This window comes from Cellulosimicrobium cellulans, assembly GCF_016921195.1.
In the GTDB taxonomy this organism is placed as follows: domain Bacteria; phylum Actinomycetota; class Actinomycetes; order Actinomycetales; family Cellulomonadaceae; genus Cellulosimicrobium; species Cellulosimicrobium cellulans_F.
The window spans coordinates 458447-480642 of sequence record NZ_JAFGYF010000001.1 but is presented as its reverse complement, the minus strand read 5'-3'; the positions used below and the strand labels follow the sequence as shown (position 1 = coordinate 480642).

At 73.9% G+C, this 22196-nt stretch carries 15 protein-coding genes; 1 reads left to right on the top strand and 14 read right to left on the bottom strand.

Translation table 11 applies throughout. The features are described from left to right. Window positions 1–65 precede the first annotated feature (65 nt). The 8 genes from JN535_RS02050 to pdhA are packed head-to-tail and all read right to left on the bottom strand — an operon-like array spanning window position 66 to window position 10790. Window positions 66–923: an HpcH/HpaI aldolase/citrate lyase family protein gene (locus tag JN535_RS02050; protein ID WP_307868086.1), complete on the bottom strand. Its 858-nt coding sequence runs from the start codon at window positions 921–923 to the stop codon at window positions 66–68. Continuing rightward, window positions 917–1540 carry a MaoC family dehydratase gene (locus JN535_RS02045; protein WP_205201494.1) on the bottom strand — a complete coding sequence of 208 codons (624 nt, stop codon included), beginning with the start codon at window positions 1538–1540 and terminating at the stop codon, window positions 917–919. Before JN535_RS02045 ends, JN535_RS02050 begins: the two co-directional genes overlap by 7 nt. 10 nt (window positions 1541–1550) lie before the next feature. Then, the gene (locus JN535_RS02040; RefSeq protein WP_205201492.1) at window positions 1551–2726 is read right to left on the bottom strand and encodes an acyl-CoA dehydrogenase family protein; all 1176 of its coding nucleotides are present in this window, start codon (window positions 2724–2726) and stop codon (window positions 1551–1553) included. Beyond that, window positions 2723–4987 carry an ATP-binding protein gene (locus JN535_RS02035; RefSeq protein ID WP_205201490.1) on the bottom strand — a complete coding sequence of 755 codons (2265 nt, stop codon included), beginning with the start codon at window positions 4985–4987 and terminating at the stop codon, window positions 2723–2725. The genes JN535_RS02040 and JN535_RS02035 overlap by 4 nt, the downstream gene beginning before the upstream one ends. A 4-nt stretch (window positions 4988–4991) precedes the next feature. Then, window positions 4992–6632, bottom strand: coding sequence for a carboxyl transferase domain-containing protein (locus JN535_RS02030; RefSeq protein ID WP_205201488.1), 1641 nt, complete (start codon window positions 6630–6632; stop codon window positions 4992–4994). Then, a complete protein-coding gene (locus tag JN535_RS02025; RefSeq protein WP_374100395.1) occupies window positions 6629–8290 on the bottom strand; it encodes a dihydrolipoamide acetyltransferase family protein in 1662 nt (553 codons plus the stop codon). Before JN535_RS02025 ends, JN535_RS02030 begins: the two co-directional genes overlap by 4 nt. Further along, the gene (locus JN535_RS02020; RefSeq protein WP_205201480.1) at window positions 8287–9363 is read right to left on the bottom strand and encodes an alpha-ketoacid dehydrogenase subunit beta; all 1077 of its coding nucleotides are present in this window, start codon (window positions 9361–9363) and stop codon (window positions 8287–8289) included. The genes JN535_RS02025 and JN535_RS02020 overlap by 4 nt, the downstream gene beginning before the upstream one ends. Then, entirely contained in the window at window positions 9360–10790 is a 1431-nt protein-coding gene (gene pdhA / locus JN535_RS02015) for a pyruvate dehydrogenase (acetyl-transferring) E1 component subunit alpha (RefSeq protein WP_205201478.1), read from the bottom strand. The genes JN535_RS02020 and pdhA overlap by 4 nt, the downstream gene beginning before the upstream one ends. Window positions 10791–10932: 142 nt before the next feature. On the opposite strand from pdhA, the gene JN535_RS02010 reads away from it, so the two are divergent. After that, window positions 10933–11409 (top strand): Lrp/AsnC family transcriptional regulator, encoded by a 477-nt coding sequence (locus JN535_RS02010; RefSeq protein WP_205201476.1) that lies wholly within the window; start codon window positions 10933–10935, stop codon window positions 11407–11409. 54 nt (window positions 11410–11463) lie between these two features. Here JN535_RS02010 and JN535_RS02005 read toward each other — a convergent pair whose 3' ends face one another. The 6 genes from JN535_RS02005 to JN535_RS01980 form a co-directional block, all read right to left on the bottom strand. Then, the gene (locus tag JN535_RS02005) at window positions 11464–12507 is read right to left on the bottom strand and encodes a glycosyltransferase family 2 protein (protein ID WP_205201474.1); all 1044 of its coding nucleotides are present in this window, start codon (window positions 12505–12507) and stop codon (window positions 11464–11466) included. Next, the gene (locus tag JN535_RS02000) at window positions 12504–13142 is read right to left on the bottom strand and encodes a hypothetical protein (protein WP_205201457.1); all 639 of its coding nucleotides are present in this window, start codon (window positions 13140–13142) and stop codon (window positions 12504–12506) included. The genes JN535_RS02005 and JN535_RS02000 overlap by 4 nt, the downstream gene beginning before the upstream one ends. 20 nt (window positions 13143–13162) lie before the next feature. Then, window positions 13163–15712, bottom strand: a complete 2550-nt coding sequence (locus tag JN535_RS01995; RefSeq protein WP_307868083.1) for a glycoside hydrolase family 3 C-terminal domain-containing protein — start codon at window positions 15710–15712, stop codon at window positions 13163–13165. A 250-nt stretch (window positions 15713–15962) separates the two neighbouring features. Then, window positions 15963–18959 carry a glycoside hydrolase family 3 C-terminal domain-containing protein gene (locus tag JN535_RS01990; protein WP_307868081.1) on the bottom strand — a complete coding sequence of 999 codons (2997 nt, stop codon included), beginning with the start codon at window positions 18957–18959 and terminating at the stop codon, window positions 15963–15965. A gap of 182 nt (window positions 18960–19141) precedes the next feature. Then, window positions 19142–19558 (bottom strand): hypothetical protein, encoded by a 417-nt coding sequence (locus tag JN535_RS01985; protein ID WP_205201453.1) that lies wholly within the window; start codon window positions 19556–19558, stop codon window positions 19142–19144. A 127-nt stretch (window positions 19559–19685) separates the two neighbouring features. Then, window positions 19686–22085 carry a glycoside hydrolase family 3 N-terminal domain-containing protein gene (locus JN535_RS01980; protein WP_205201451.1) on the bottom strand — a complete coding sequence of 800 codons (2400 nt, stop codon included), beginning with the start codon at window positions 22083–22085 and terminating at the stop codon, window positions 19686–19688. Window positions 22086–22196: the final 111 nt, after the last annotated feature.

Sequence of the window (22196 nt, the reverse complement as noted above, 5' to 3'; positions counted from 1 at the left end):
GGTATGCGGCGCGTCCGACGCACCGCACCGCCCGGGCATGGGGACCGGTCCCCATGCCCGGCGGGTCAGGTCCCCGCCCGGCGCAGCACCGCCTCCGCGTGCCGCAGGACGGGGCCGTCGACCATCCGGCCGTCGTGCGTGAAGACGGCGTCCGGTCCACCCGGGTTCGCGGCCGCCGCGTCGAGCAGGGCGCGCGCGGCGGTCACCTGTTCCGGCGTTGGCGCGTAGGCCGCGCGGATCACGGGGACGTGGCTCGGGTGGATGCACGCGGTCGCGGCGAACCCGGACGCGGCGGCGTCCTCGGCCTCGGCCCGCAGCCCGTCGAGGTCGCCGACGTCCACGTGCACCGCGTCCACCGCCGCCTTGGCCGCCGCCCCGGCGGCGAGCAGCACCGCGGACCGCGCGTGGCGCGCGACGTCCCGGTACGGCCCGTCCGGGCGCCGGCTCGACGTGCCGCCGAGCGACGCGACGAGGTCCTCCGCGCCCCACATCAGCGCGACGACCTCGGGCCGCCGCGCGAGCTCCGGCGCCGCGAGCACGCCGGCCGCCGTCTCGCAGAGCGCGAGGACGCGCACGCCCGGCAGGGTCGTCGCGAGCGCGGGGAGCGAGCCGAGCAGCTCCGGGCCCGCCTTGGCGACCATGACCGTCCGCAGGCGGGTGTCCGCGAGCGCCGCCACGTCGAGCGCGTGCTCGGGCGTCCCGACGGCGTTGACCCGCACGACCGTCCGCGCCGGGTCGAGCGTCGCGGACGCCTCGACGACGGCGCGCCGGGCAGCGTCCTTCGAGGCTGCGGCGACCGCGTCCTCGAGGTCGAGGATGACGGCGTCCGCGCGGTCGGCGGCCTTGGCGAACCGGTCCGGCCGGTCGCCGGGGCAGAACAGCAGCGCCGGCCCGAGCCGGAACCCGCCGTCGTGGCTCACCACGCGCTCTCCTCGTCGCCGAGCCCCGGCCTGTCGTCACGCCCTGCGCCGAACCCGGGGATGTCGCCGGGCTCGGCGGCCTCGGTGACCACAGACCCGGGTTCGGCGGGCGCGTCGGGCGCATGGGCGCCGACGCGCGGGGGCGCCGCCTCGTGGGCTGCGCGCGTCCAGAAGAGCGCGGTGCGGACGGCGCGCGCGACGAGGACGCCGTCCTGGTTGAGGCCGCGGTGCTCGAGCGTCACGACGCCCTGCCCCGGCCGCGACGCCGACAGCCGCTTCTCGACGACCTCCGTCTCGGCGTAGAGCGTGTCGCCGTGGAACAGCGGCTTGGGGAACTCGACCTCGCGGAACCCGAGGTTCGCGACGATCGTGCCCTGCGTGACCTGCCCCACGGACAGCCCGACGAGCGTCGACAGCGTCATCATCGAGTTGACGAGCCGCTGCCCGAACGGCTGCGTCGCGGCCCACGCGGCGTCGAGGTGCAGCGCCTGGTGGTTCATCGTGAGCGTGGAGAAGACGACGTCGTCCGCCTCCGTGAGCGTGCGGCCGGGGCGGTGGCGGTACACCACGCCGGTCTCGAGCTCGTCGTAGTACAGGCCTCGCTGGACCACCTCGCGCATGCTGCTCCTCCTAGCCGTCCAGTCCCAGGCTCCTCGCGATGACCATGAGCTGCACCTCGGTCGTGCCCTCGCCGACCTCGAGCACCTTGGCGTCGCGGTAGTGCCGTGCGACGGAGTTCTCGTTGAGGAACCCGTAGCCGCCGAAGATCTGCGACGCGTCGCGCGCGTTCGCCATCGCGGCCTCGCCGCCGACGAGCTTCGCGACCGACGCCTCCGCCTTGAACGGCTTGCCGCGCACGAGCTTCTGCGCGGCGTCGAGCCACGCGAGGCGCGCGGTGTGGACGCGCGCCTGCATGCGGGCGAGCGTGAACGCCACGTGCTGGTTCTCCCCGATCGACCGCCCGAACACGACGCGCTCACGCGCGTACCGCAGCGCCTCCTCGAGGCAGCCCTGCGCGGCGCCGGTCGCGAGGGCGGCGAACGCGATGCGGCCCTCGTCGAGCGCGCGGAGGAAGTTCGCGTAGCCGCGGCCGCGCTCGCCGAGGAGGTTCCCGGCGGGCACGCGGACGTCGGTCAGCGTGAGGGGGTGCGTGTCCGAGGTGTGCCAGCCGACCTTGTCGTACGACGGCCCGACCTCGAGCCCGGGCGTCCCCGCCGGGACGATGATGCTCGACAGCTCCTTGCGCACCTCGCCGTCCTGGCCGACCGTCTCGCCCGTCACGGCGGTGATGGTCACGAGGCTCGTGATGGGGGTCCCCGAGTTGGTGATGAACTGCTTGGACCCGTCGATCACCCACTCGTCGCCGTCGAGCCGCGCGGTCGTGCGCGTGCCGCCCGCGTCCGACCCGGCCCCGGCCTCCGTGAGCCCGAAGGCCGCCAGCGCCTTGCCGGCGAGCAGGTCCGGCAGCCAGCGCTCCTGCTGCTCGCGCGAGCCGTGCCGGTAGATCGGCACGATCCCCAGCCCCACGCCCGCCTCGAGCGTCACCGCGATGGACTGGTCGACGCGCGCGAGCGCCTCGACGGCGAGGCACAGCGACACGTAGTCCTGGCCCTGCCCGCCGACGTCGCGTGGGAAGGGCAGCCCGAACAGCCCCAGCTCCCCCATCTGCGCGATGATCTCCATCGGCAGGCGGCGTTCCGTGTCGTAGCGGTAGGCGGCGGGCGCGACGACGCTGTCCGCGAAGTCGCGCACCACCTGGCTGAGCTTCCGCTGCTCGTCGTCGAGCAGGACGTCGGCCTCGATCATGATGCTCCCTGGGTGTCGGGTTGCGGGACCGGGGCGGCGGGTTGTGCCGCGCCGGAGTCGTGGGGGTGGACGACGGCGACCACCTGGTCCCGGCGCACGAGGTCGCCGGGGCGTACGCGCACGTCGGCGACGCCGTCGTGCGGGGCGAGCAGCGGGTGCTCCATCTTCATGGCCTCGACCGTGACGAGGACGGCCCCGGCGGTGACGGCCTCGCCGTCCGCGACGGCCGTCACCACCGTGCCGGGCATCGCGGCGCGCACCTCGGGGTCGGTCGCGTCGGGTGCGTCTCCCCGGGCCCGACGGCGGTCGGCCCGCGCCCGCGCGGCGCGCTGCTCGCGGTCCGGCGCGGCCAGGGCGACGGTCCGCCCGTCGCGCCACACCCACACCGTCGCGGGCACGCCGTCGGCGGCGGGCGGCGCGTCGATCGCGAGCCGCACACGCTCCCGGACGCCGTCCACCGTCAGCCACCACGCGCCGTCGGCCCCGGGGTCCCGGGCGAGCGACGCCCGCACCACGTGCGTCGTCGATCCGGACCACGCGCCGTCGTCGGGTGCCGGCACGTGCACGACGGCGTCCCCCACCACCCCGGACACCCGCACCTCGTGCGGGCCCCCGGCGGCATCGACGAGCAGAACCCGCCGCGGCGCCGCGTCCCCGTTGAGCCGCCACCCGTCCCCCGCCCGCCAGGGATCGCCGTCCCGCCCCCCGATCCCCCCGCCGAGCATGCGGTTGTGCCCCGTCCCGTCCCCAGGACGGGCAACAACCGCATGCTCGGCGAGGAACAGGGCTGCGGCGACGAGGTCGACGGCGTCCGGACCGCCCGGCCCCTCGCCGGGCCCGACCACCGACCCCACGAGCCGGTCGATCAGGCCGGTGTCGAGCCGGCCCGCACGGACGTCGTCGTCCGCGAGCAGGGACCGCAGGAACGCCGTGTTCGTCTCGACGCCCAGCACGACCGTCCGCGCGAGCAGGCCGTCGAGGCGCTCCACGGCCTCGTCGCGCGTCTCGCCCCACGCGACGGCCTTCGCGAGCATCGGGTCGTAGTGCCCACTCACGACGGCGCGGGCGCAGATCCCGGAGTCGAGGCGCAGGGGCGAGGCGCCGGGCCCGGAGGGCACGCCGCCGTCGTCGTACACCAGGACCGACCCGGTGGCCGGGAGGAACCCGCGCTCGGGCGACTCGGCGTAGAGGCGCGCCTCGACGGCGTGGCCGCGGAGCACGACGTCGTCCTGCGCGACCCCCAGCGGCTCACCCGCCGCGACGCGGAGCTGGAGCTCGACGAGGTCGAGGCCCGTGACCATCTCGGTCACGGGGTGCTCGACCTGGAGCCGCGTGTTCATCTCGATGAAGAAGAACTCGTCGGGGGTCGCGGCGGGCACGAGGAACTCGACCGTCCCGGCGCCGACGTACCCGACGGACCGCGCGACCTCGCACGCGGCCTCGCCCATGCGGGCGCGCTGCGCCGGGGTGAGGAGCGGCGACGGCGCCTCCTCGACGACCTTCTGGTGGCGGCGCTGGAGCGAGCACTCACGCTCGCCGAGGTGGACCACGGTGCCGTGCGTGTCGGCGAGCACCTGCACCTCGACGTGGCGCGGCGCCTCGACGAGCCGTTCGAGCAGGAGCGTGTCGTCCCCGAACGACGACGCGGCGACGCGGCGCGCCGACGCGAGCGCCCCGGGCAGGTCGCCGGCCGCCCGCACGACGACCATCCCCTTGCCGCCGCCCCCGGCGGACGGCTTGACGAGCAGCGGGAACCCGACGCCGCTCGCGGCGGCGAGGAGGTCGTCGTCGGACATGCCGGGCTCGCCCGCCCCCGGCACGACCGGTACGCCCCGCGCGCCGACGATGCGCTTGGCGGCGAGCTTGTCGGCCATCGCCTCGAGCGCGCCCACGCCCGGCCCGCCGAACGCGATCCCGGCGCGCTCGCACGCGCGGGCGAGCGCAGGGTTCTCCGAGAGGAAGCCGTAGCCCGGGTGGATCGCCTCGGCGCCGGTCGCGACGGCCGCCGCCACGACGGCGTCGACGTCCAGGTAGCTCTGCGCGGCGGGCGCGGGACCGAGCCGCACCGCGACGTCGGCCTCGTGGACGTGGCGCGCGCCGGCGTCGGCGTCGGAGAAGACGGCGACGGACCGCACGCCGAGGCGGCGCAGCGTGCCGATCACGCGGCACGCGATCTCGCCGCGGTTCGCGACGAGGACCGTGCGGAACCCGGGGGCGCCGGTCGGGTGGGTGTCCGCGTCGTGGAGGGTGTCGGGGGTCATCGGCTCACATCCGGAAGAGGCCGAACCGGTCACCGGTCCAGGTCTCGGCGAGGGGCGTGCGCGCGCACACGCCGAGGGCGAGGCCGAGCACGCGGCGCGTGTCGGCGGGGTCGATCACGCCGTCGTCCCACAGCCGCGCGGTCGCGTAGTAGGGGCTGCCGTGCTCGTCGTAGTCGGCGCGGATGCCGGCGGAGAACGCGGCCTCCTCGTCGGGGTCCCACGTCTCGCCGCGCGCCGCGAGCTGGTCGCGCTTGACGGTCGACAGCACGGACGCGGCCTGCGGGCCGCCCATCACGGAGATGCGGCTCGCGGGCCACGACCACAGGAAGCGCGGCGAGTACGCGCGCCCGCACATCGAGTAGTTCCCCGCCCCGAACGACCCGCCGACGATCACCGTGAGCTTCGGGACGCGCGTCGTCGCGACCGCCGTGACCATCTTGGCGCCGTCCTTCGCGATCCCGCCCGCCTCGGCGTCCGTGCCGACCATGAAGCCGGAGATGTTCTGCAGGAACAGCAGCGGGATGCCGCGCTGGTCGCACAGCTCGACGAAGTGCGCCCCCTTGAGCGCGGACGCCGAGAACAGCACGCCCTGGTTCGCGAGGATCCCCACCGGGTGCCCGTGGATCCGCGCGAAGCCGGTGACGAGCGTGTCGCCGTACTCGCGCTTGAACTCGTCGAACCGGCTCCCGTCGACGAGCCGGGCGATGACCTCGCGCGGGTCGTAGGGGGCCTGGACGTCGGCCGGGACGGCGGCGTACAGATCCTCCCCCGGATCCTGTACAGCGGTGCCCGCCACGCGGGGTGGCTCGCTCCGCGCGACGTCCCACGCCGGCTCCGGGTCGGGCGCGAGCGTCGCGACGATGCGGCGCACGGTGTCGATCGCGTCCTCGTCGTCGTCGGCCAGGTGGTCGACGACCCCGCTGCGGCGCGCGTGCAGCTCGCCGCCGCCGAGCTCCTCGGCGGTCACGACCTCGCCGATCGCCGCCTTCACGAGGGGCGGCCCGCCGAGGAAGATCGTGCCCTGCCCGCGCACGATGACCGTCTCGTCGCTCATCGCGGGCACGTACGCGCCGCCCGCCGTGCACGACCCGAGCACCGCGGAGATCTGCGGGATCCCCGCCGCCGAGAGGCGCGCCTGGTGGTAGAAGATCCGGCCGAAGTGGTCGCGGTCCGGGAACACCTCGGCCTGCCGGGGCAGGAACGCGCCGCCCGAGTCGACGAGGTACACGCACGGCAACCGGTTCTCGAGCGCGATCTCCTGCGCCCGCAGGTGCTTCTTCACCGTGAGCGGGTGGTACGTGCCGCCCTTCACGGTCGCGTCGTTGCACACGACCATGACCTGACGCCCGCTCACCATCCCGATCCCGGCGACGACGCCCGCCGCCGGCCACGCGCCGTCGTCCACGCCGTACCCGGCGAGCGGCGCGATCTCGAGGAACGGGCTGCCCTCGTCGAGCAGCCGGTCGACGCGGTCGCGCGGCAGCAGCTTGCCGCGCGCGACGTGCCGGTCGCGCGCCGACGCCGGGCCTCCGCGCGCGACGTCGGCCGTGCGCTCGCGCAGCTCGTCAGCAAGGGCGCGCTGCGCGGCGTCGTTCGCCCGCGCCGTCTCCGACCCGGGATCGACGGCGCTCGTCAGGACGGTCATCCGGTCACCTCTCCCTGCCGTCGGTCGGGCACCGCACCACCCGCGAGGAGCGCGAGCGCCGGGTCCTCGAGCAGTGCGCCCAGGTCGGCGAGGAAGCGCGCGCCCTGCTCGCCGTCGACCACGCGGTGGTCGAACGACAGGCTGAGGGTGACGACGTCGCGCAGCGCGACCTCGCCGTCGTGCTCCCAGGGCCGGCGTCGCACCGCGCCCAGGCCGAGGATCGCCGCCTCGCCCGGCACGAGGATCGGGGTGCCCGCGTCGACGCCGAACACCCCGACGTTGGTGATCGAGATCGTCCCGCCGGTGAGGCGCTCGGGCGTCGTGCGGCCGTCGCGCGCGGTGGTCGTGAGGTCGGTGAGCGCGGCGGCGAGGTCGGGCAGGTCGAGGTCCTGCGCGTCGGGCACGTGCGGCACGACGAGCCCCCGGTCGGTCGCGACCGCGATCCCCAGGTGCACCCGCCGGTGGCGCACGATCTCCGCGGAGCCGTCGGGGAGGTCGCGCCACGCGCTGTTGAGCGCGGGGTGGCGCGGCAGCACGAGGCACAGCGCCCGGGCCGCGAGCGCCAGCACGGTGACCCGCGCGCCGCGCGCGAGGCGGTGGGTGCGCAGCCGTTCCAGGAGCTCGACGCTCCGCGTCACGTCGACCGTGAGGAACACGGTCGCGTGGGGCGCCGTGAACGCGCTCGACACCATCGCCGCCGCGGTGTGCTTGCGCACGCCCCGCACGGGGACCACGTCCGGCTCGAGGCCGGCCGGGAACCCCGCGGCGGTCGCGGCGGGCACGGTACGGGGGCCGCCGGCCGGATCGGACGGCGTCGTGCCGGGCTCCGGCGCGTGGGCGAGCCCGGTGCCGGCAGGGCCATGGGCCGTCGTGCCGGGGGTGGGTGCCGCGCCTGCCGCAGCACGGGTGGCGGCGACGCGCGCGGGGCGCACGACCTCCCGATGACAGCTCACCGCCGCGAGCACGTCCTCGCGCGTGATGAGACCGCCACGTCCGGTGCCCTCCACGCGGTCGATGCGCACGCCGAGCTTCTTCGCGAGCGCCCGCACCGGCGGCGTCGACCGCGGCCGCTCCACCGCCCGGCCGCGCGTCCCGCCGTCGTCCCCCCGCGCGCCGAACCCGGGGATGTCGCCGGGTTCGGCGCCCCGGGTGGCCACAACCCCGGGTTCGACGGCCGTCCCGACCGTCCCCACGGTGTCGGCGGGTCGGGTCCGACGGCGTCGCGCCGGGCGGCCCGTGCTCTCCGGCCGCGCGCCGTACCCGACGAGGTTGGGCTCCGGCCCGTCGTCAGCCCCCGGCGGACCGGCGGCCACGTCCCGGGTCGGGGTGGCGTCGAACCCGGGCTTGTCGTCATCGACGGGGCCGAGCCCGGCCGTATCCCCGGGTTCGGCGTCTTGGGGGGTGAGGGTGTCGTCGTCGATCTCGAACGTCACCAGGGGGGCGCCGACGGTGACCGTCTGGCCCTCCTCGGCGTGCAGCGACGCGACGACGCCGGCGTACGGGGACGGGAGGTCGACGAGCGCCTTGGCCGTCTCGACCTCGGCGATGACCTGGTTGAGCTCGACGCGGTCGCCCGCGTGGACGTGCCAGCTCACGATGTCGGACTCGGTGAGGCCCTCCCCGAGGTCGGGGAGGCGGAACTCGCGCATCGTCATCATCGGGCCACCGCCTCCGGGGTGCGGACCGCGCCCGGCGACCCGGTGGCACCGTCCGGCACGCCGGCGTCGGGCACCGCGCGCGGCACGAACGGCTCGACCCGCCCCAGGACGCGGTCGACGCCGTCGAGGATGCGGTCGAGGTCCGGCAGGTAGTGGCCCTCGAGCTTCGCGGGCGGGTACGGCATGCCGTGGCCCGTGACGCGGACGGGCGCGGCCTCGAGGTACTCGAAGCAGCGGTCGGTCACGGTCGCGGCGATCTCCGCGCCGAGCCCGGCCTGCCGCGGCGCCTCGTGCGTCACGACGACGCGCCCCGTCTTGCGGACCGACGCCGCGACGGTGTCGTGGTCGATCGGCGAGAGCGAGCGCAGGTCGATGACCTCGACGGACACGCCGTCGTCGGACGCGGCGACGGCGGCGTCGAGCGCGGTCCCGACGAGGCCGCCCCACGTGACGAGCGTGACGTCGTGGCCCTCGCGCACGACGCGGGCCCGGCCCATGGGCGGCGGGTCGACGGGGTCGAGGTCGACCTCGCCCTTGAGGTGGTACCGGCGCTTGGGCTCGAAGAAGATCACCGGGTCGTCGCACGCGACGGCCTGGCGCAGCACGGTGTACGCGTCCTGCGGGTTCGCGACCGACACCACGCGCAGCCCGGCCGTGTGCGCGAACAGCGCCTCGGGCGACTCCGAGTGGTGCTCGGCCGCGCCGATGCCGCCGCCCACGGGGATGCGGATCGTGATCGGCAGGCGCACCGTCCCGCCCGTGCGCGCGTGCATCTTGGCGAGCTGGGACAGGATCTGGTCGAACGCGACGAACACGAACCCGTCGAACTGGATCTCGCACACCGGCCGATAGCCCCGGTACGCGAGCCCGACGGCCGTCCCGATGATCCCGGACTCCGCGAGCGGGGTGTCGAGCACGCGGCGCGGCCCGAACTCCGCCTGGAGCCCGTCCGTCACGCGGTAGACGCCGCCGAGCCGGCCGACGTCCTCGCCCATGACGACCACGCGGTCGTCGTCCGTCATCGCGCGACGCAGCCCGGCGCCGAGCGCCTTCGCCACGGTGAGGGTGCTCATCGCGCCACCCCCGTCGCGGTCGTCCCGGTGTCCGGCGTCGCCCGGTCGCCCGCGGTGCGCGGCCCACCCGCGCCATCGTCGCCGGCGGGGCCGTCGTCGCCGCCGAACCCCGCGAGGTAGTGCGCGTACTCGGCGCGCTCGCGCTCGAGCGCGTGGTGCGGCTCGGCGTAGACGTGGTCGAAGAGGGACAGCGGCGGCGGGTCGGCGAGCGCGACGCACCCGGCGCGCAGCTCGGCGGCCGCGGCGTCAGCGACGCCCTGCACGCGCGCCGCCTCGGCGTCGTCGAGCACACCGGCGGAGCGCAGGTACGCCTCGAAGCGCGCGATCGGGTCGCGCCCGGTCCACTCCTCGACCTCCGCGGCGTCGCGGTAGCGCTTCGGGTCGTCGGCGGTCGTGTGCGGGCCCATGCGGTAGGTGACGGCCTCGACGAGCGTCGGGCCGCCGTCGTGCCGGGCACGGTCGAGCGCGGCACGCGTCACGGCGAGCACCGCGAGGACGTCGTTGCCGTCCACGCGCACGCCCGGCATGCCGAACCCGCGGGCGCGCTCGGCGAGCGGGACGCGCGACTGGAGCGCGACCGGCTCCGAGATGGCCCACTGGTTGTTCTGGCAGAAGAAGACGACCGGCGAGCGGTACGTCGACGCGAAGACGAACGCCTCGTTGACGTCGCCCTGGCTCATCGCGCCGTCGCCGAAGTACGCGACCCCCACGGGGAGCCCGGCGGACGCGTCGACCCGGCCGGCGTCGACGTCGTTCTGCACGCCCATCGCCCAGCCCGTCGCGTGGAGCGTCTGCGCGCCGATGATGACCTGCGGCGACGCCATCCCGATCGCGTACGGGTCCCACCCGGAGACCGCGACGCCGCGCCACACGCGCACGAGGTCGACGAGCTCGGCGCCGCGCACGCGCGCGACCGCGTGCTCGCGGTAGGAGGAGAAGACGAAGTCGTCGTCGCGCAGCGCACGCGCCGATCCCACCTGGGCGGCCTCCTGGCCGAGCAGCGGGGGCCACAGCGCGAGCTCGCCCTGCCGCTGGAGGGCCGTCGCCTCGGCGTCGATGCGCCGCGCCACGACCATGTCCTCGAAGAGCCGCAGGAGCGTCGTCCGGGCGGTCTCGCGCGCGTCGTCGTCGGGCGCCGCGGGGTCGAGGTCCGCGAGCCAGCGGTCGAGCTCGGGATCGGGGAGGCGCGTGCCGTCCTCGGTCAGCACGCGCAGGGTCGGCGTCGACGCGCCGTCCCCCGGGTCCCGCCGGGGCACGTCCGTGCGCGCGTCGGGAGGCACGTCGGTGCGCGCGTTCCCGCGCGCGTCGTGCGTCGCGTTCTTCCGGTCTGCTCGTGCGTCGCGCGGGGTTGCCGCCCGGTGACCGTCGTACGCCTTCGGCGGGGTCGCCGCCGTCGGTCCGGTCCGCACCGCAGGTTCGCTGGGCATCGTCGCCACCTCACCTCGGGGAGCCGGTCCTCACCGTCGAGGACCGAGGTAGGGCGAACGTAACCCCTCCCGCGCACATGGCTCCACCGATGCCCGACGCGCTGTGCAGTGTGACCGCGATCACTCGACTAGGGTGAGCACCATGCACAGCGCCGACGCTGTCGACCTCGACCTCCTGCTCGCGCTCGCCGACGACCCGCGGGCGACGATCGTCGCGCTCGCCGACCGCCTCCGGCTGTCGCGCAACACCGTGGCGGCGCGGCTCGCGCGGCTCGAGGCCGAGGGCGCGTTCCTCGACCTCGACCGGCGCATCGACCCGCACGTGCTCGGGCACCCGCTCACGGCGTTCGTCGAGGTCCAGCTCCGGCAGAAGGAGCTCGCCCGGATCGTCGAGGACATCGCCCGCATCCCGGAGGTGGTGCAGGCGCACGGCCGGAGCGGCACGGCCGACCTGCGCGTCACCGTCGCGTGCCGTGACACCGACCACCTGTTCCGCATCGACGCCGCGATCCTCGCGATCGACGGCGTCGAGCGCACGGAGACCTCGCTCTCGATGGGCGAGCTCATCCCCTACCGCCTGCGGCCCCTCATCGAGCAGCAGCGCCGCACCGCCCTGTGAGGCGGGCGTCGGCGCCCCCGCGACGACGTCGACGCCCGGCGCCGGGCCGCACGGTCAGCTGAAGCCGATGGCGCGCTGCGCGACCCGGTAGGCCAGGACCGTCACGCGCCGGCCCGCCGGACCCGGAAGGTTGGCGATCTGCCCGAGGCCCGACCAGCGCACCTGGTGGTAGAGCTCGGGGTCCTGGGCGCGCAGGCGCGACCACAGCCGCTCCTTCTCCACGAGGCACGCTGGCGTCCCGGCGCGCACGAGGAGGATCGACGACACCGCGCAGATGATCTCCACGTAGTGCAGCAGGTACCGGCGCAGGCGGCGGTCGGTCACGGGCGTCCGGGAGACGTGCTCGAGCATGAGCCAGTTGACCCGCAGCTGCTGGTCGAGGCGCTTGAGCATGACCGCCTCGTGCACGGACTGGTCCTCCCGGCCGATGAAGTACCGGTAGAGGTCGACGTCGAGGTAGTACAGCGTGCGGACGTGCGCGAGCGGCACGAGGGCGTACAGGTTGTCGACGTAGAACGTGTGCTCGGGCAGCCGCAGGCCGGCGTCGCGCAGCACCTGGGTCCGGTACGTCAGGGCGTGCATCATCATGTACTGGCGCTTGGCGAAGCGCCGGGTCTGCGACCAGGTGAGCACCCGGCCGCGCGGCAGGGCGCCGCGGTACCGGACGGCCGTCTTGACCCGCTTGCCGACCTTCTCGTACACGAAGTTGCTGACCAGCAGGTCGACCGGTGCCGATCCCGGGCTCCCGGGGCCCACGAACCGGCGCACGAAGCCGCGCAACGTCGCGAGCACCTGCGCGAGCGCGGCGCGGTCCACCCAGTCGTCGGCGTCCACGACCTTGAGGTACTCCCCGCGCGCGTGGTCGAGGCCGGTGTTGATGGCCGAGCCGTGCCCCCCGTTCGACTTGCGGAGCACGTGCACCTCGCCCGGGTGCCGGTCGGCGTAGCCCTGCGCGAGCGCGGCCGTGCCGTCGGTCGAGCCGTCGTCGACGACGAGGACCTCCACCTCGGGCCCGAACCCGACGAGCGAGTCGAGGGCGCGCGCCAGGTACGGCTCGGCGTTGTACGCCGGGACCACGACGGTCAGGAGCGGGGTCACGACGCACGCACCTCTCCGGCGTGCTGCGCCTCCGGCGTGGCGGGCGCCTCGGGCACCTGCTTGAAGATGACCTTGAAGATCGGGAAGAACACCCAGAACGAGATCGCCGCGTTGATGATCATCGTCGTGAAGTCCGCGAGGGTCTCGCCCGCGGCGCCCAGACCCCACGTGTCGATGAACAGCTCGTAGATCGGCGTCTTGTACAGACCCTGCGCGGCGGCGGCGGCGATCGAGATGACGACGTACGCGATGGTGTACCAGAGCGCCGCCTTCGCGACCGACGAGTTGGACTTGAACGTGATGTTGCGCTGAGCGAAGAAGTTGATCACCTGCGCCACCAGCAAGGTGATCTGCACGGCCAGGAAGTATGCCAGCCCACCGCCGCCGCCCGGGAGCGGGCCGGCGGCGTAGTCGAAGACGTAGTACGTCGACCCGTCCGGGTTCGTCCCGATCGGCCACACCTGGAAGGCCACGTCCACCAGGGCGGTCATGCCGAAGGCCCACTTGATCAGGGGCATGAGCGCGAGCTGGAGCACGGTGATGCCGTTGCTGAGCACGAAGAACACGACGAACTGCGCGGTCCCGGGTCGCTTCTCGGAGAACCGGCGCCAGGCGTCGCGGAGGCGGGTGAACATGGGTCTTCCCTTCGAGCAGGTCACGCGTCGCCGCGGAGGGTGCGGGCGGTACGACGGTCGGCACGGCGGTTGCGGACGAACCCGCGCAGGACGGCGCCGGTGCCGCGGAAGAGGTGGCCGTTGACGATGCGGACGATGCCGTCGACCATCGCGGCGTCGACCATGCCGCCGGTCATCTTCCCGATGGCCCGGAACGGCATGTTGAGCAGGAACAGGACGTTGAGGTCCGGCGCGCCCTTGCGGTCCGCCGCGTCGCGTCGCCAGGACAGGATCCGGAACGCGAGGCGGGCCAGCGGCGAGCGCGCGTCGGCGAGGCGCGACAGCGGGTCGTTGACGCCGAGGCGACCGGACCACGCCGACGTCGGGACGGGACGGCCCAGGAGCGCCGCGAACTGGGCGTCCGACACGTCGTGCACGCGCCCGGTGCGGTACGGCTCGGGCAGGTCGTCCTCGCTGCGGGGCGGCACCGTACCGGTGAGCTCGACCGTCGCACCGAGCGGGAGGTCGTCCACGTGGGACCCGACCAGCACCGACCAGGCGCCCTGCTCGACCTGCCACGCGCCGGTCGCCACGTCCCAGTGCCGGAACGCCCCGTCGTCCAGGGGCACCGTCACCGTGCGCGACTCGCCCGGCTCGAGCTCGACGCGCACGAACCCGGCGAGCGTGCGGACCGGGCGGTGGACGCCGGGGGTCTCGCGGCTCACGTACACCTGCACCACGTCGGCCCCGGCGACCGTCCCGGTGTTCGTCACGGTCACGGTCACCGTGACCGTCGCGGGGACCGTCGCCGAGCCCGTCGTCGTGTCCGTCGCCGTGTCCGTCGTCGTGTCCGTCGTCGTGTCCGCGGCGACCACGAGGCCGGAGTGCGCGAACGTCGTGTACGACAGGCCGAAGCCGAACGGGAAGGCCACGGGGACGTCGGCGCTCGTGTAGTACCGGTACCCGACGTACAGGCCTTCGCGGTAGACCGCGGTGCGCCCGGTCGCGGGGAACGACCCGGCGGTCGGGGTGTCCGCGAGGCGCACGGGCAAGGTCTCGGCGAGCCGCGCAGAGGGGTTGACGACGCCCGTGAGCACGTCGAGGATCCCACCGGCACCGGCCTGCCCGGAGAGGTAGCCGTGCACGAGCGCGCGGGCCGAGCCGAGCCACGGGGTGGAGATCGCGCCGCCGCCCGCGAGCACCACGACGGTCGCCGGGTTGGCGGCGGCCACGGCCTGGAGCACCTCGACCTGCGCCGGGTGCAGCGCGAGGGTCGAGCGGTCCAGCCCTTCCGACTCCGCGATCTCGTCGAGACCGAGGAACAGGAGCACGACGTCGGCGCCGCGCGCGGCCTCGACCGCCTCCTCGCGCAGCGCCGCGTCGGGCGTGCCGTCGCGGTGGAAGCCGGGGGCGAACGCCGCCAGCTCGAGGCCCGAGTCCCCGATCACGTCGAGCACGCTGTCGAGGCGCGTCGGGTTCACCGCGGACGAGCCGGAGCCCTGGTAGCGCGGGGTGCGCGCGAAGTCGCCGACGACCGCGACCCGCGTCCCCGCGGCGAGCGGCAGGATCGCGTCCTCGTTCTTGAGCAGCACCGCCGAGCGCGCCGCCACCTCGCGGGCCAGCGCGTGGTGCGCGTCGACGTCCACGGCCGGAGCGGTACCCGGCTCGCGGGCCGCGGCGACGAGGCGCAGCATCTCGGCCGCGCGCGCGTCGAGGTCGGCCTCGTCGAGTCGGCCCGAGCGCACCGCGTCCACGAGCTGGCGCGCCGAGCCCAGGCCGGCGGCCGGCATCTCGAGCGTGCCGCCCGCCGCGGCGGCGGCGACGACGTCGTTCGACCCGCCCCAGTCGGAGACGACCGCGCCGTCGAAGCCCCACTCCCGGCGCAGGACCTGCGTGAGGAGGAACGGGTCCTCGTGGGCGTACACGCCGTTCACGAGGTTGTACGACGACATGACGGTCCGGGGCCGCGCCTCCGCGACGACGATCCCGAACGCCGTGAGATAGACCTCCCGGAGCGTGCGCTCGTCGACCACGGAGTCCGAGACCATGCGGCGCAGCTCCTGGGAGTTCACCGCGAAGTGCTTGGGGCACGCCGCGACGCCGCGGGACTGGATCCCGCGCACGTACCCGGCGGCCATCCGGCCCGCGAGCAGCGGGTCCTCGGAGAAGTACTCGAAGTTGCGCCCGCCGAGCGGCGAGCGCTTGATGTTGAGCCCCGGGCCGAGGAGCACGTCCACGTCCTGCGCCGCGGCCTCGGCGCCGAGCGCGGCGCCCACGCGCTCCGCCAGCTCGACGTCCCACGTGTTCGCCACGGCGGCGGCCGTCGGGAAGCACGTGGCCTCCTGCGAGGCCGCGATGCCGAGGTGGTCGGCGGCGCCGAGCTGCTTGCGCACGCCGTGCGGACCGTCGGCGAGCCACAGGGAGCGCAGACCCAGCCGCGGGACGTCGTACGTCTCCCACACCGACTTCCCCGTCAGGAGCGCCGCCTTCTCCAGGAGCGTCAGGCTCGCGGTCGGGACGACACCGGTCGTCGTGCCCGGGGCTGCGGCCGTCTCGCCGGCCGCGGCGGTGGTCTCGCCGTGGAGCTGCACGGTGCTCTCCTTGCATGGTCGTGGGGTCGTGCGGATGGGTGCCCAGACGGTTGCGGGCATGCCGGGGCCTGTCGTCGGCGGCGGCGCGGCGACGACGGCGGGTGCTCGGGACGTGCGGGTCGGATCTCCGGGGCGCCGGACGGCGGTCCGGTGCCCCGGCGTCGGGCCGGCGGTGGTGGGCGCCACCGGCCCGACGGCGCCGGGCGCCGGGTCCCGGGCGGTCGCCCGCACCGGGACCCGGTGTCCCCGGCTACCGGGCGGCGGGGACCGCCGGCTCGGAGGCGGGTGCGGGGGCCTCCTCGGCCGCCGCTGCCCGGTGCCGGCGGACGCGCCGGACCACGAGGAAGGCACCGACGAGGACGAGCAGCCCCAGGAGGACCGACACGCCGATCTGGACGTAGACCCAGGTGGGCGGCGTGTAGGTGACGGTCGCGCCGGGGGCGAGCCCGTTCATGGCGTTCGAGTTGGCCACCGTGAACAGGATGTTGTGGGTCGCGTTCCGGATGTCCGTGACCGCCTTGGCGGACGTCGTGTCACCGAACGACTTCGACGGCTGGAAGGTCAGCGTCAGGTCCGTGCCCCCGTCGATGCCCTCGTTGGGGTTCATGTACGGGTACAGGTTGAAGTCCGTGATCGCAAAGCCCTCGAAGCCCCACTCCCCACGCAGGACGTCCGTCATGAGCGGCTTCGAGCCGCCCGTCCACGTCGCGCCGATGCGGTTGAACGAGCTCATGATGCCGAGCGCCCCGACCGTCGTCTCGGCGATCGTGCCCTCGTCGTCCGCGATGTACCGGACGTCCAGGGAGACGTCCTTGATCGCGAGCTCGAACGGCTTGAGGTAGATCTCGCGGATCGTCTGCTCGGTCGCCCAGGTCGCGGGGCCGTTGTCGACGCGGTTCGTCTCCTGCTCGTTGAGCGCGAAGTGCTTGAGCATCGTGTAGACGCCCTTGCGCGCGGCGCCGTTCGACACGGCCGCGGCCATCCGGCCCGACAGGAGCGGGTCCTCCGAGTAGTACTCGAAGTTGCGGCCCCCGAACGGCGAGCGGTGCAGGTTCACGGCCGGCGCGTACCAGCCGTTGAGGCCCTTCTGGAGCGCCTCCTCGCCGATCATCGTGCCCATCGCGGTGCCGAGGTCGACGTCCCACGTCTGCGCGATGAGGACCTCGGACGGGTAGGCGACGCCGTTGATCGAGGAGTTGATGAAGGACGAGAAGCCTGCGGGGCCGTCCGGCTCGACCGTCTGCGGCTTCGCGATCGAGGCGATCGCGGCGGTCTGGTAGGCGCCGTTCAGCAGCATGTCCGTCATGTCGCCGACCGTCAGGGAGTCGAGCAGCTCGTCCCACCTCGGGTCGTCCTTGGGCAGCCCGCGCAGGTCCACGAGCGTCAGGTCGGAGCGCTCGCCGGTCGTCGGCATCTCGCCGTCGAACGCGGCGGCCGCGGCCTCGTGGTCCCAGGCGGCGAAGCCCTCCTGGGTGGCCTCGTCCGCGACGGACTGCTCGGGCGTCGGGGCCTGCGGGAACGTGCCCGCGAAGTCGGCGCGGGACATCGGGACGACCGTGCCGCCGGCGCCGTCGGCGCTGAAGCGCGCCGAGACGTCGTCGAACCGGTTGGTCACCTCGGCGAGGTCCGTCGCCCGGTGGTTCTCGCCCGAGTACACGACGTCGGACGCGACCGGGTACGTGATCGGCTCGGTGCCCGCCGCGACGGTGTGCGAGTCGGTGCGCAGGCTGAGCGTGTAGTCGCCCGCCTCCAGGACGTACGCCTTCTCGCCCAGGTGGTCGTAGGACGCCATGTCCTCGACGGCGAGCTCGAGCGTCACCGTCTCGCTCGAGCCCGGCTCGATCACGCCGGTCTTGGCGAAGTCGCCCAGGACGACCTCGGACTTCTCGATCCCGCCGGGCGTGTAGGGAGCGGTGTAGTACAGCTCGACCACGTCGCGGCCCGCGACGGCGCCGGTGTTGGTGACCTCGACCGTGACCGCGACGGTCCCGTCGACGTCGCCCGCCTCCGTGCCCGTGACGGCCCACGCGAAGTCCGTGTAGCTCAGGCCGTAGCCGAACGGGTAGACCACCGCGTCGTCGTAGTCGAGGAAGCCCTCGGCCGCCGCGGTCTCGTAGTAGCGGTACCCGACGTAGATGCCCTCGGTGTAGTTCACGAACGGCGCGTTGCTCGTGACCGTCGCGTTGGACGTCGCCTTCTCGACGGCCGAGACCGGGTAGGAGGCCTCGATGTTCGAGTAGAAGAAGCTCCCGAAGTTGGGGAAGGTCGGGTCGGCGGTGAAGTCGGCGGCCCAGACGTCGACCGTGCGGCCCGACGGGTTGACCTCGCCCGTCAGGACCGACCCCAGGGCGTTGAAACCGGTGGCGCCCGGCGAGCCGGCGAGGAGGATGGCGTCGACCTCGGGGTCGGCCTGCAGCTCGCCGAGCTCCAGGGTCGTGGACGCGTTGACGACCACGACGACCGTGTCGAAGCTCGCCTTCGCGAGCGCGATCAGGTCCTTCTCGTCCTTGTTGAGCTCGAGCTGGTGCTGGCCGGGCTCGGCGTTGTCGTCCCAGCCCGTCATGTCGCGCGTGAGGTCGCCGCCCTCGCCGCCGGGGCGGCCGATCGTGACGATCGCGGCGTCGCCGAACTCGGCGAAGGTCGCGGACCGCGCCTCGTAGTCGCCGACGGGCAGCTCACCGATGGTGTAGCTCGACGCGTCGGGGTTGTCCATCTCGATGTGGCCGCGCGGGTTCTCGGCGGCGAACGCCTCGATCGCGGCGTAGACCTCGTCGTTGACCGTGAGTCCCGCGTTCTCGAGGCCGCCGCGGACCGTCACCGCGGAGTTCGTGTCGACCGAGCCCGAGCCCGAGCCGCCGAACACCGGGTCGGCGGAGGCACGGCCCAGCATGGTCACGCGCGCCTCGGAGGCGAGGGGCAGAGCGCCGGCCTCGTTCTTCGCGAGGACGATGCCGCCGGCCGCGATCTCCTCGACGAGCGCCTCGGCAGCCGCGTCGACGGACTCCTGGCTGTCGTGCTCGGCCGTGTAGTACTCGGTGTCCCAGCCCGAGGACTCCTCGGAGTTGGTGAACGTGTAGGTGCCGGACCCCAGCTGGGACGCGACCCAGCCGCCTGCGACGTTGAGCGCGACGTTCGCGACGACGACGAGCACGGTCACCGTCGCGAGCACGGGTACCCAGATCCACAGGAACTTCTTGTTCGACATCGGCGTCCTGCCACCGTCGGCGTTCTTCGCCCTGGCGTTCACTGCATTCCTCCTCGAGTGCGGGCCCGTTCCTCAGGCTAGGAGCGGGGTACGGCGCCGCCCGCCGCGGCTGCACGATCGGTCGTTTCTGCGGCACGGTCGGTCGTCGCCGTGCCCGACCCGTGCCCTGCGTGGTGCCCCGTCCGCCCGCACCGACCGGGCGGGCGGACGAGGTCGCGGTGCGGTTACTCCGCGGCCGGGGTGATGGTGCCGTCCTGGTCGATCTGCCACGTCTCGCCGGTCGCGGCGGAGTCCGCTTCGATCGTGTACTTCCCGTCCTTGATGTCGACCGTGCCCTGGACGCGCGAGGCGGCGTCCGAGGGGACGAACGGCACGACGAGGAGGCCGTACTTGACGGTCGGCTCCTTGACGTCGCTGGCGAGCATGATCTGCGCCCAGCTGTCGTCCTCCGCGAGCGCGTCGGCGACCGCCGTGCGCGCGTTCTCGAGGTCGGTCGCCACGTCGACGTCGGTCGACTGGCTCTCGGACGACGACGACCCGCCCGCGGAGTCGTCCCCGCTCCCGCACGCCGTCAGCCCGAAGGCCCCCGTGACGGCGACGAGCAGCCCGATCCCGGTGGTCAACGCCTTGTTCCGCTTCACTTCCAGCTCCTTGGTTCGTTCGCGCCGCGGGCCCACCCCGCGGCCGGTCGGGTCCGACGCGCCGGGCGGCGTCGTCGGGCCCCGTGGCGGGCGGTCGCTCGTGCGACCGCCCGCCCGTGGCGGTCCGTCAGTCCGTGATCGGCCCGCTGTAGCTCAGGCCGAAGCCGTAGTCGTAGGCGTTGCCCGCGGCGTCGGTGTAGGGCGTCATGTCCTTCGCGACGTCCTCCTGCTGCGCCTCGACCGTGTCCATGTCCTGGGGGAACTGGACGGGCAGGCGACCCTGGGGCTCGTGGAGGCCGAGCACGACCTCGAGGAGCGCCTGGTCGCTCGTGCCGAACCCGACGACGATCGCGTCGGACGCGGCCTCGAACTCGGCCGGCACGATCGGGTTGGTCGCCTTGAGGACGGTGACGACCGGGATGTCCTTGCCGGACGCCTCGACGGCCGCCACGGCGCGCTCGAACGCGTCGAGGTCCGACTCGTTCGCGATCTTCGACGTGTTGCCGAAGTACGAGCGGTTCTGGCGCGTGCCGTCCGGGAGCAGGTCGCCGGAGATCGAGGTCTGGCGCACGTTCGGGCCGTCCGCCGTGTACGGGCGGTACTGCAGCGACAGCGGGTACCAGGTGTCGTTCTCGACGTCGTGCCCGATGTTCGAGAACGTGCCGCCGTTGTCCGGGCTGTCCATGCCCACGAGCACGAGGTCGACGTCCGACAGGTCGGGAGCGGTGTAGCTCGTGACCTTGTCGTCCGCGTCCATGACGGCCTCGTCCGTGACGACCGTGCCGAAGTACTGCTCGGCCACCTCGAGGTCGATCCCAGCGCCCTCGGTGTACTCGCCCGGCCCGAACGAGCTCGCGAAGCCGGTGTTGTAGCTGCGCGGGACGTAGACGGTCTTGTCCTTCCACGCCTCCGCGTCCGCGGCGGTGATCGTCTCGCCGTCGTTCTTCAGCATGACCACGGAGTCGAGCTGCGCCGCGTAGCCCGCGTCGACCTTGTCGTCGCTCGCGAGGATCTTCGTGGACTCGTCGAGGTCCAGGTACGCGTTCTCGTACAGGCCCGGGTTGAAGAACATCGTGAGGATGCGCGCGCCGGACTGGCGGAAGCGCGTGTCGGCGTCGACGTCGTTCGTGCCCGCCTCGAAGTCGGCCTGCCACAGCTCGTGCGCGGCGAGGACCGGCGCGACGTCGTTGTTGCCGCCGAACATGTCGTGCCCGGTCTTGAGGATCTCGTAGTGGCGCTGCTCCTTGGTGAGGTCCTCGGCGCCCCAGCCGGTCGCGATGACCGCGCCCTCGTCGTTCACCCCGGTCGTCACGCCCCAGTCGGTCACGACGACGCCCTCGTACCCGTTCTCCTCGCGGAGCAGGTTCATGCGCGTGTCGTCGTACGCCGTGCCGACGCGCTCGCCGAACAGCGGCTCGCCCGCGCCGTCGAGCGCGATCGAGTACGCGGACATGACGGCCGCGGAGTCGAGCGACCCGAGGAACGCCTCGGTGTGCGCGTCGAAGTTGCCGCCGGGGTAGACGCCGTACTTGCCGGCGTCGGTGTGGGCCTCGCGGCCGCCCTCGCCGGGGCCGTCGCCCGCCCAGTGCTTGATCATCGCGTTGACCGACTCGGGGCCCCAGCCCTCCTGGCCGGTCGTGCTCTGGTACCCGTCCACGTACGCGGCGGCGAGCTCGGTGCTCTGGTCGACGTCCTCGCCGAACGTGCCGCCGACGCGCAGCCAGCGGGGCTCGGTCGCGAGGTCGATCTGCGGGCTGAGGGCCGTCGTGATGCCCAGCGCGCGGTACTCCGCGGAGGACATCTCGGCGAAGTTGTCCATGTGCTCGACGTCGAAGGTCGCGGCGAGGCCGAGGTTCGACGGCCACCGCGAGATGTCCGCGCCCTCGGCGTTGTAGCCGCCCGATCCCGCGGTCGAGCGGGGGTCGGAGGCGAAGTTCACCGGGACGTAGGGCTCGTCGGCGGTCGCGAGCGACTCGGCGTACGCCTGCATCTCGTTCGCCCACGTGACGGTCGCCTCGACGTCGCTCGGGCCCGCGTGCAGGACGTTGCGCAGGTGGGAGTCCGTCAGGTACTCCTTCTGCGCGTCCGTGAGGCCGTCGGCCTGCGACCGCTCGTGCGAGCTGAAGAGCATGAGACCGGCGATCTGCTCGATCGTCAGCTCCTCGGACAGCGCCGCGGCGCGGTCCTGCGCGCTCTCGCGCCAGTCCTCCCAGGTGTCGAGCTTCCCGTTCGCGTTCATGTCCTTGAACGCGTACTCCTGGCCGTCGATCTCCTCGGTGAGCAGCTCGACGGCGCTGTCCGCGCCGTAGGAGAGCGTGGGGCCGTCCCCCGGGTTGTCGACGACCACGAAGGTCGTGGTCCCGTCGGTGACCTCCCGCGTGGTGAAGGCGTCGGTCGCGCTCTCCTCGTCCGGGGTGCCTGCCGTGCACCCCGCGGCTGCCACGAGGGCGAGGCCCGCGAGCGCCGCCGCTCCCCGGGCGCGCGCCGCCCTGCCGTCGAGCTTTCCCGCCGTTGTCGTTGTCTTCATCGACCTTCCCTTGTCGTCTCCGCGCTCGTCGGCCACGGCGCCGTCCCCGCCGACCCACCCGGGTCACGTGCGTGGCTGAGCGAGCTCTGCGAACCCGTCGAGGCCCGGGAC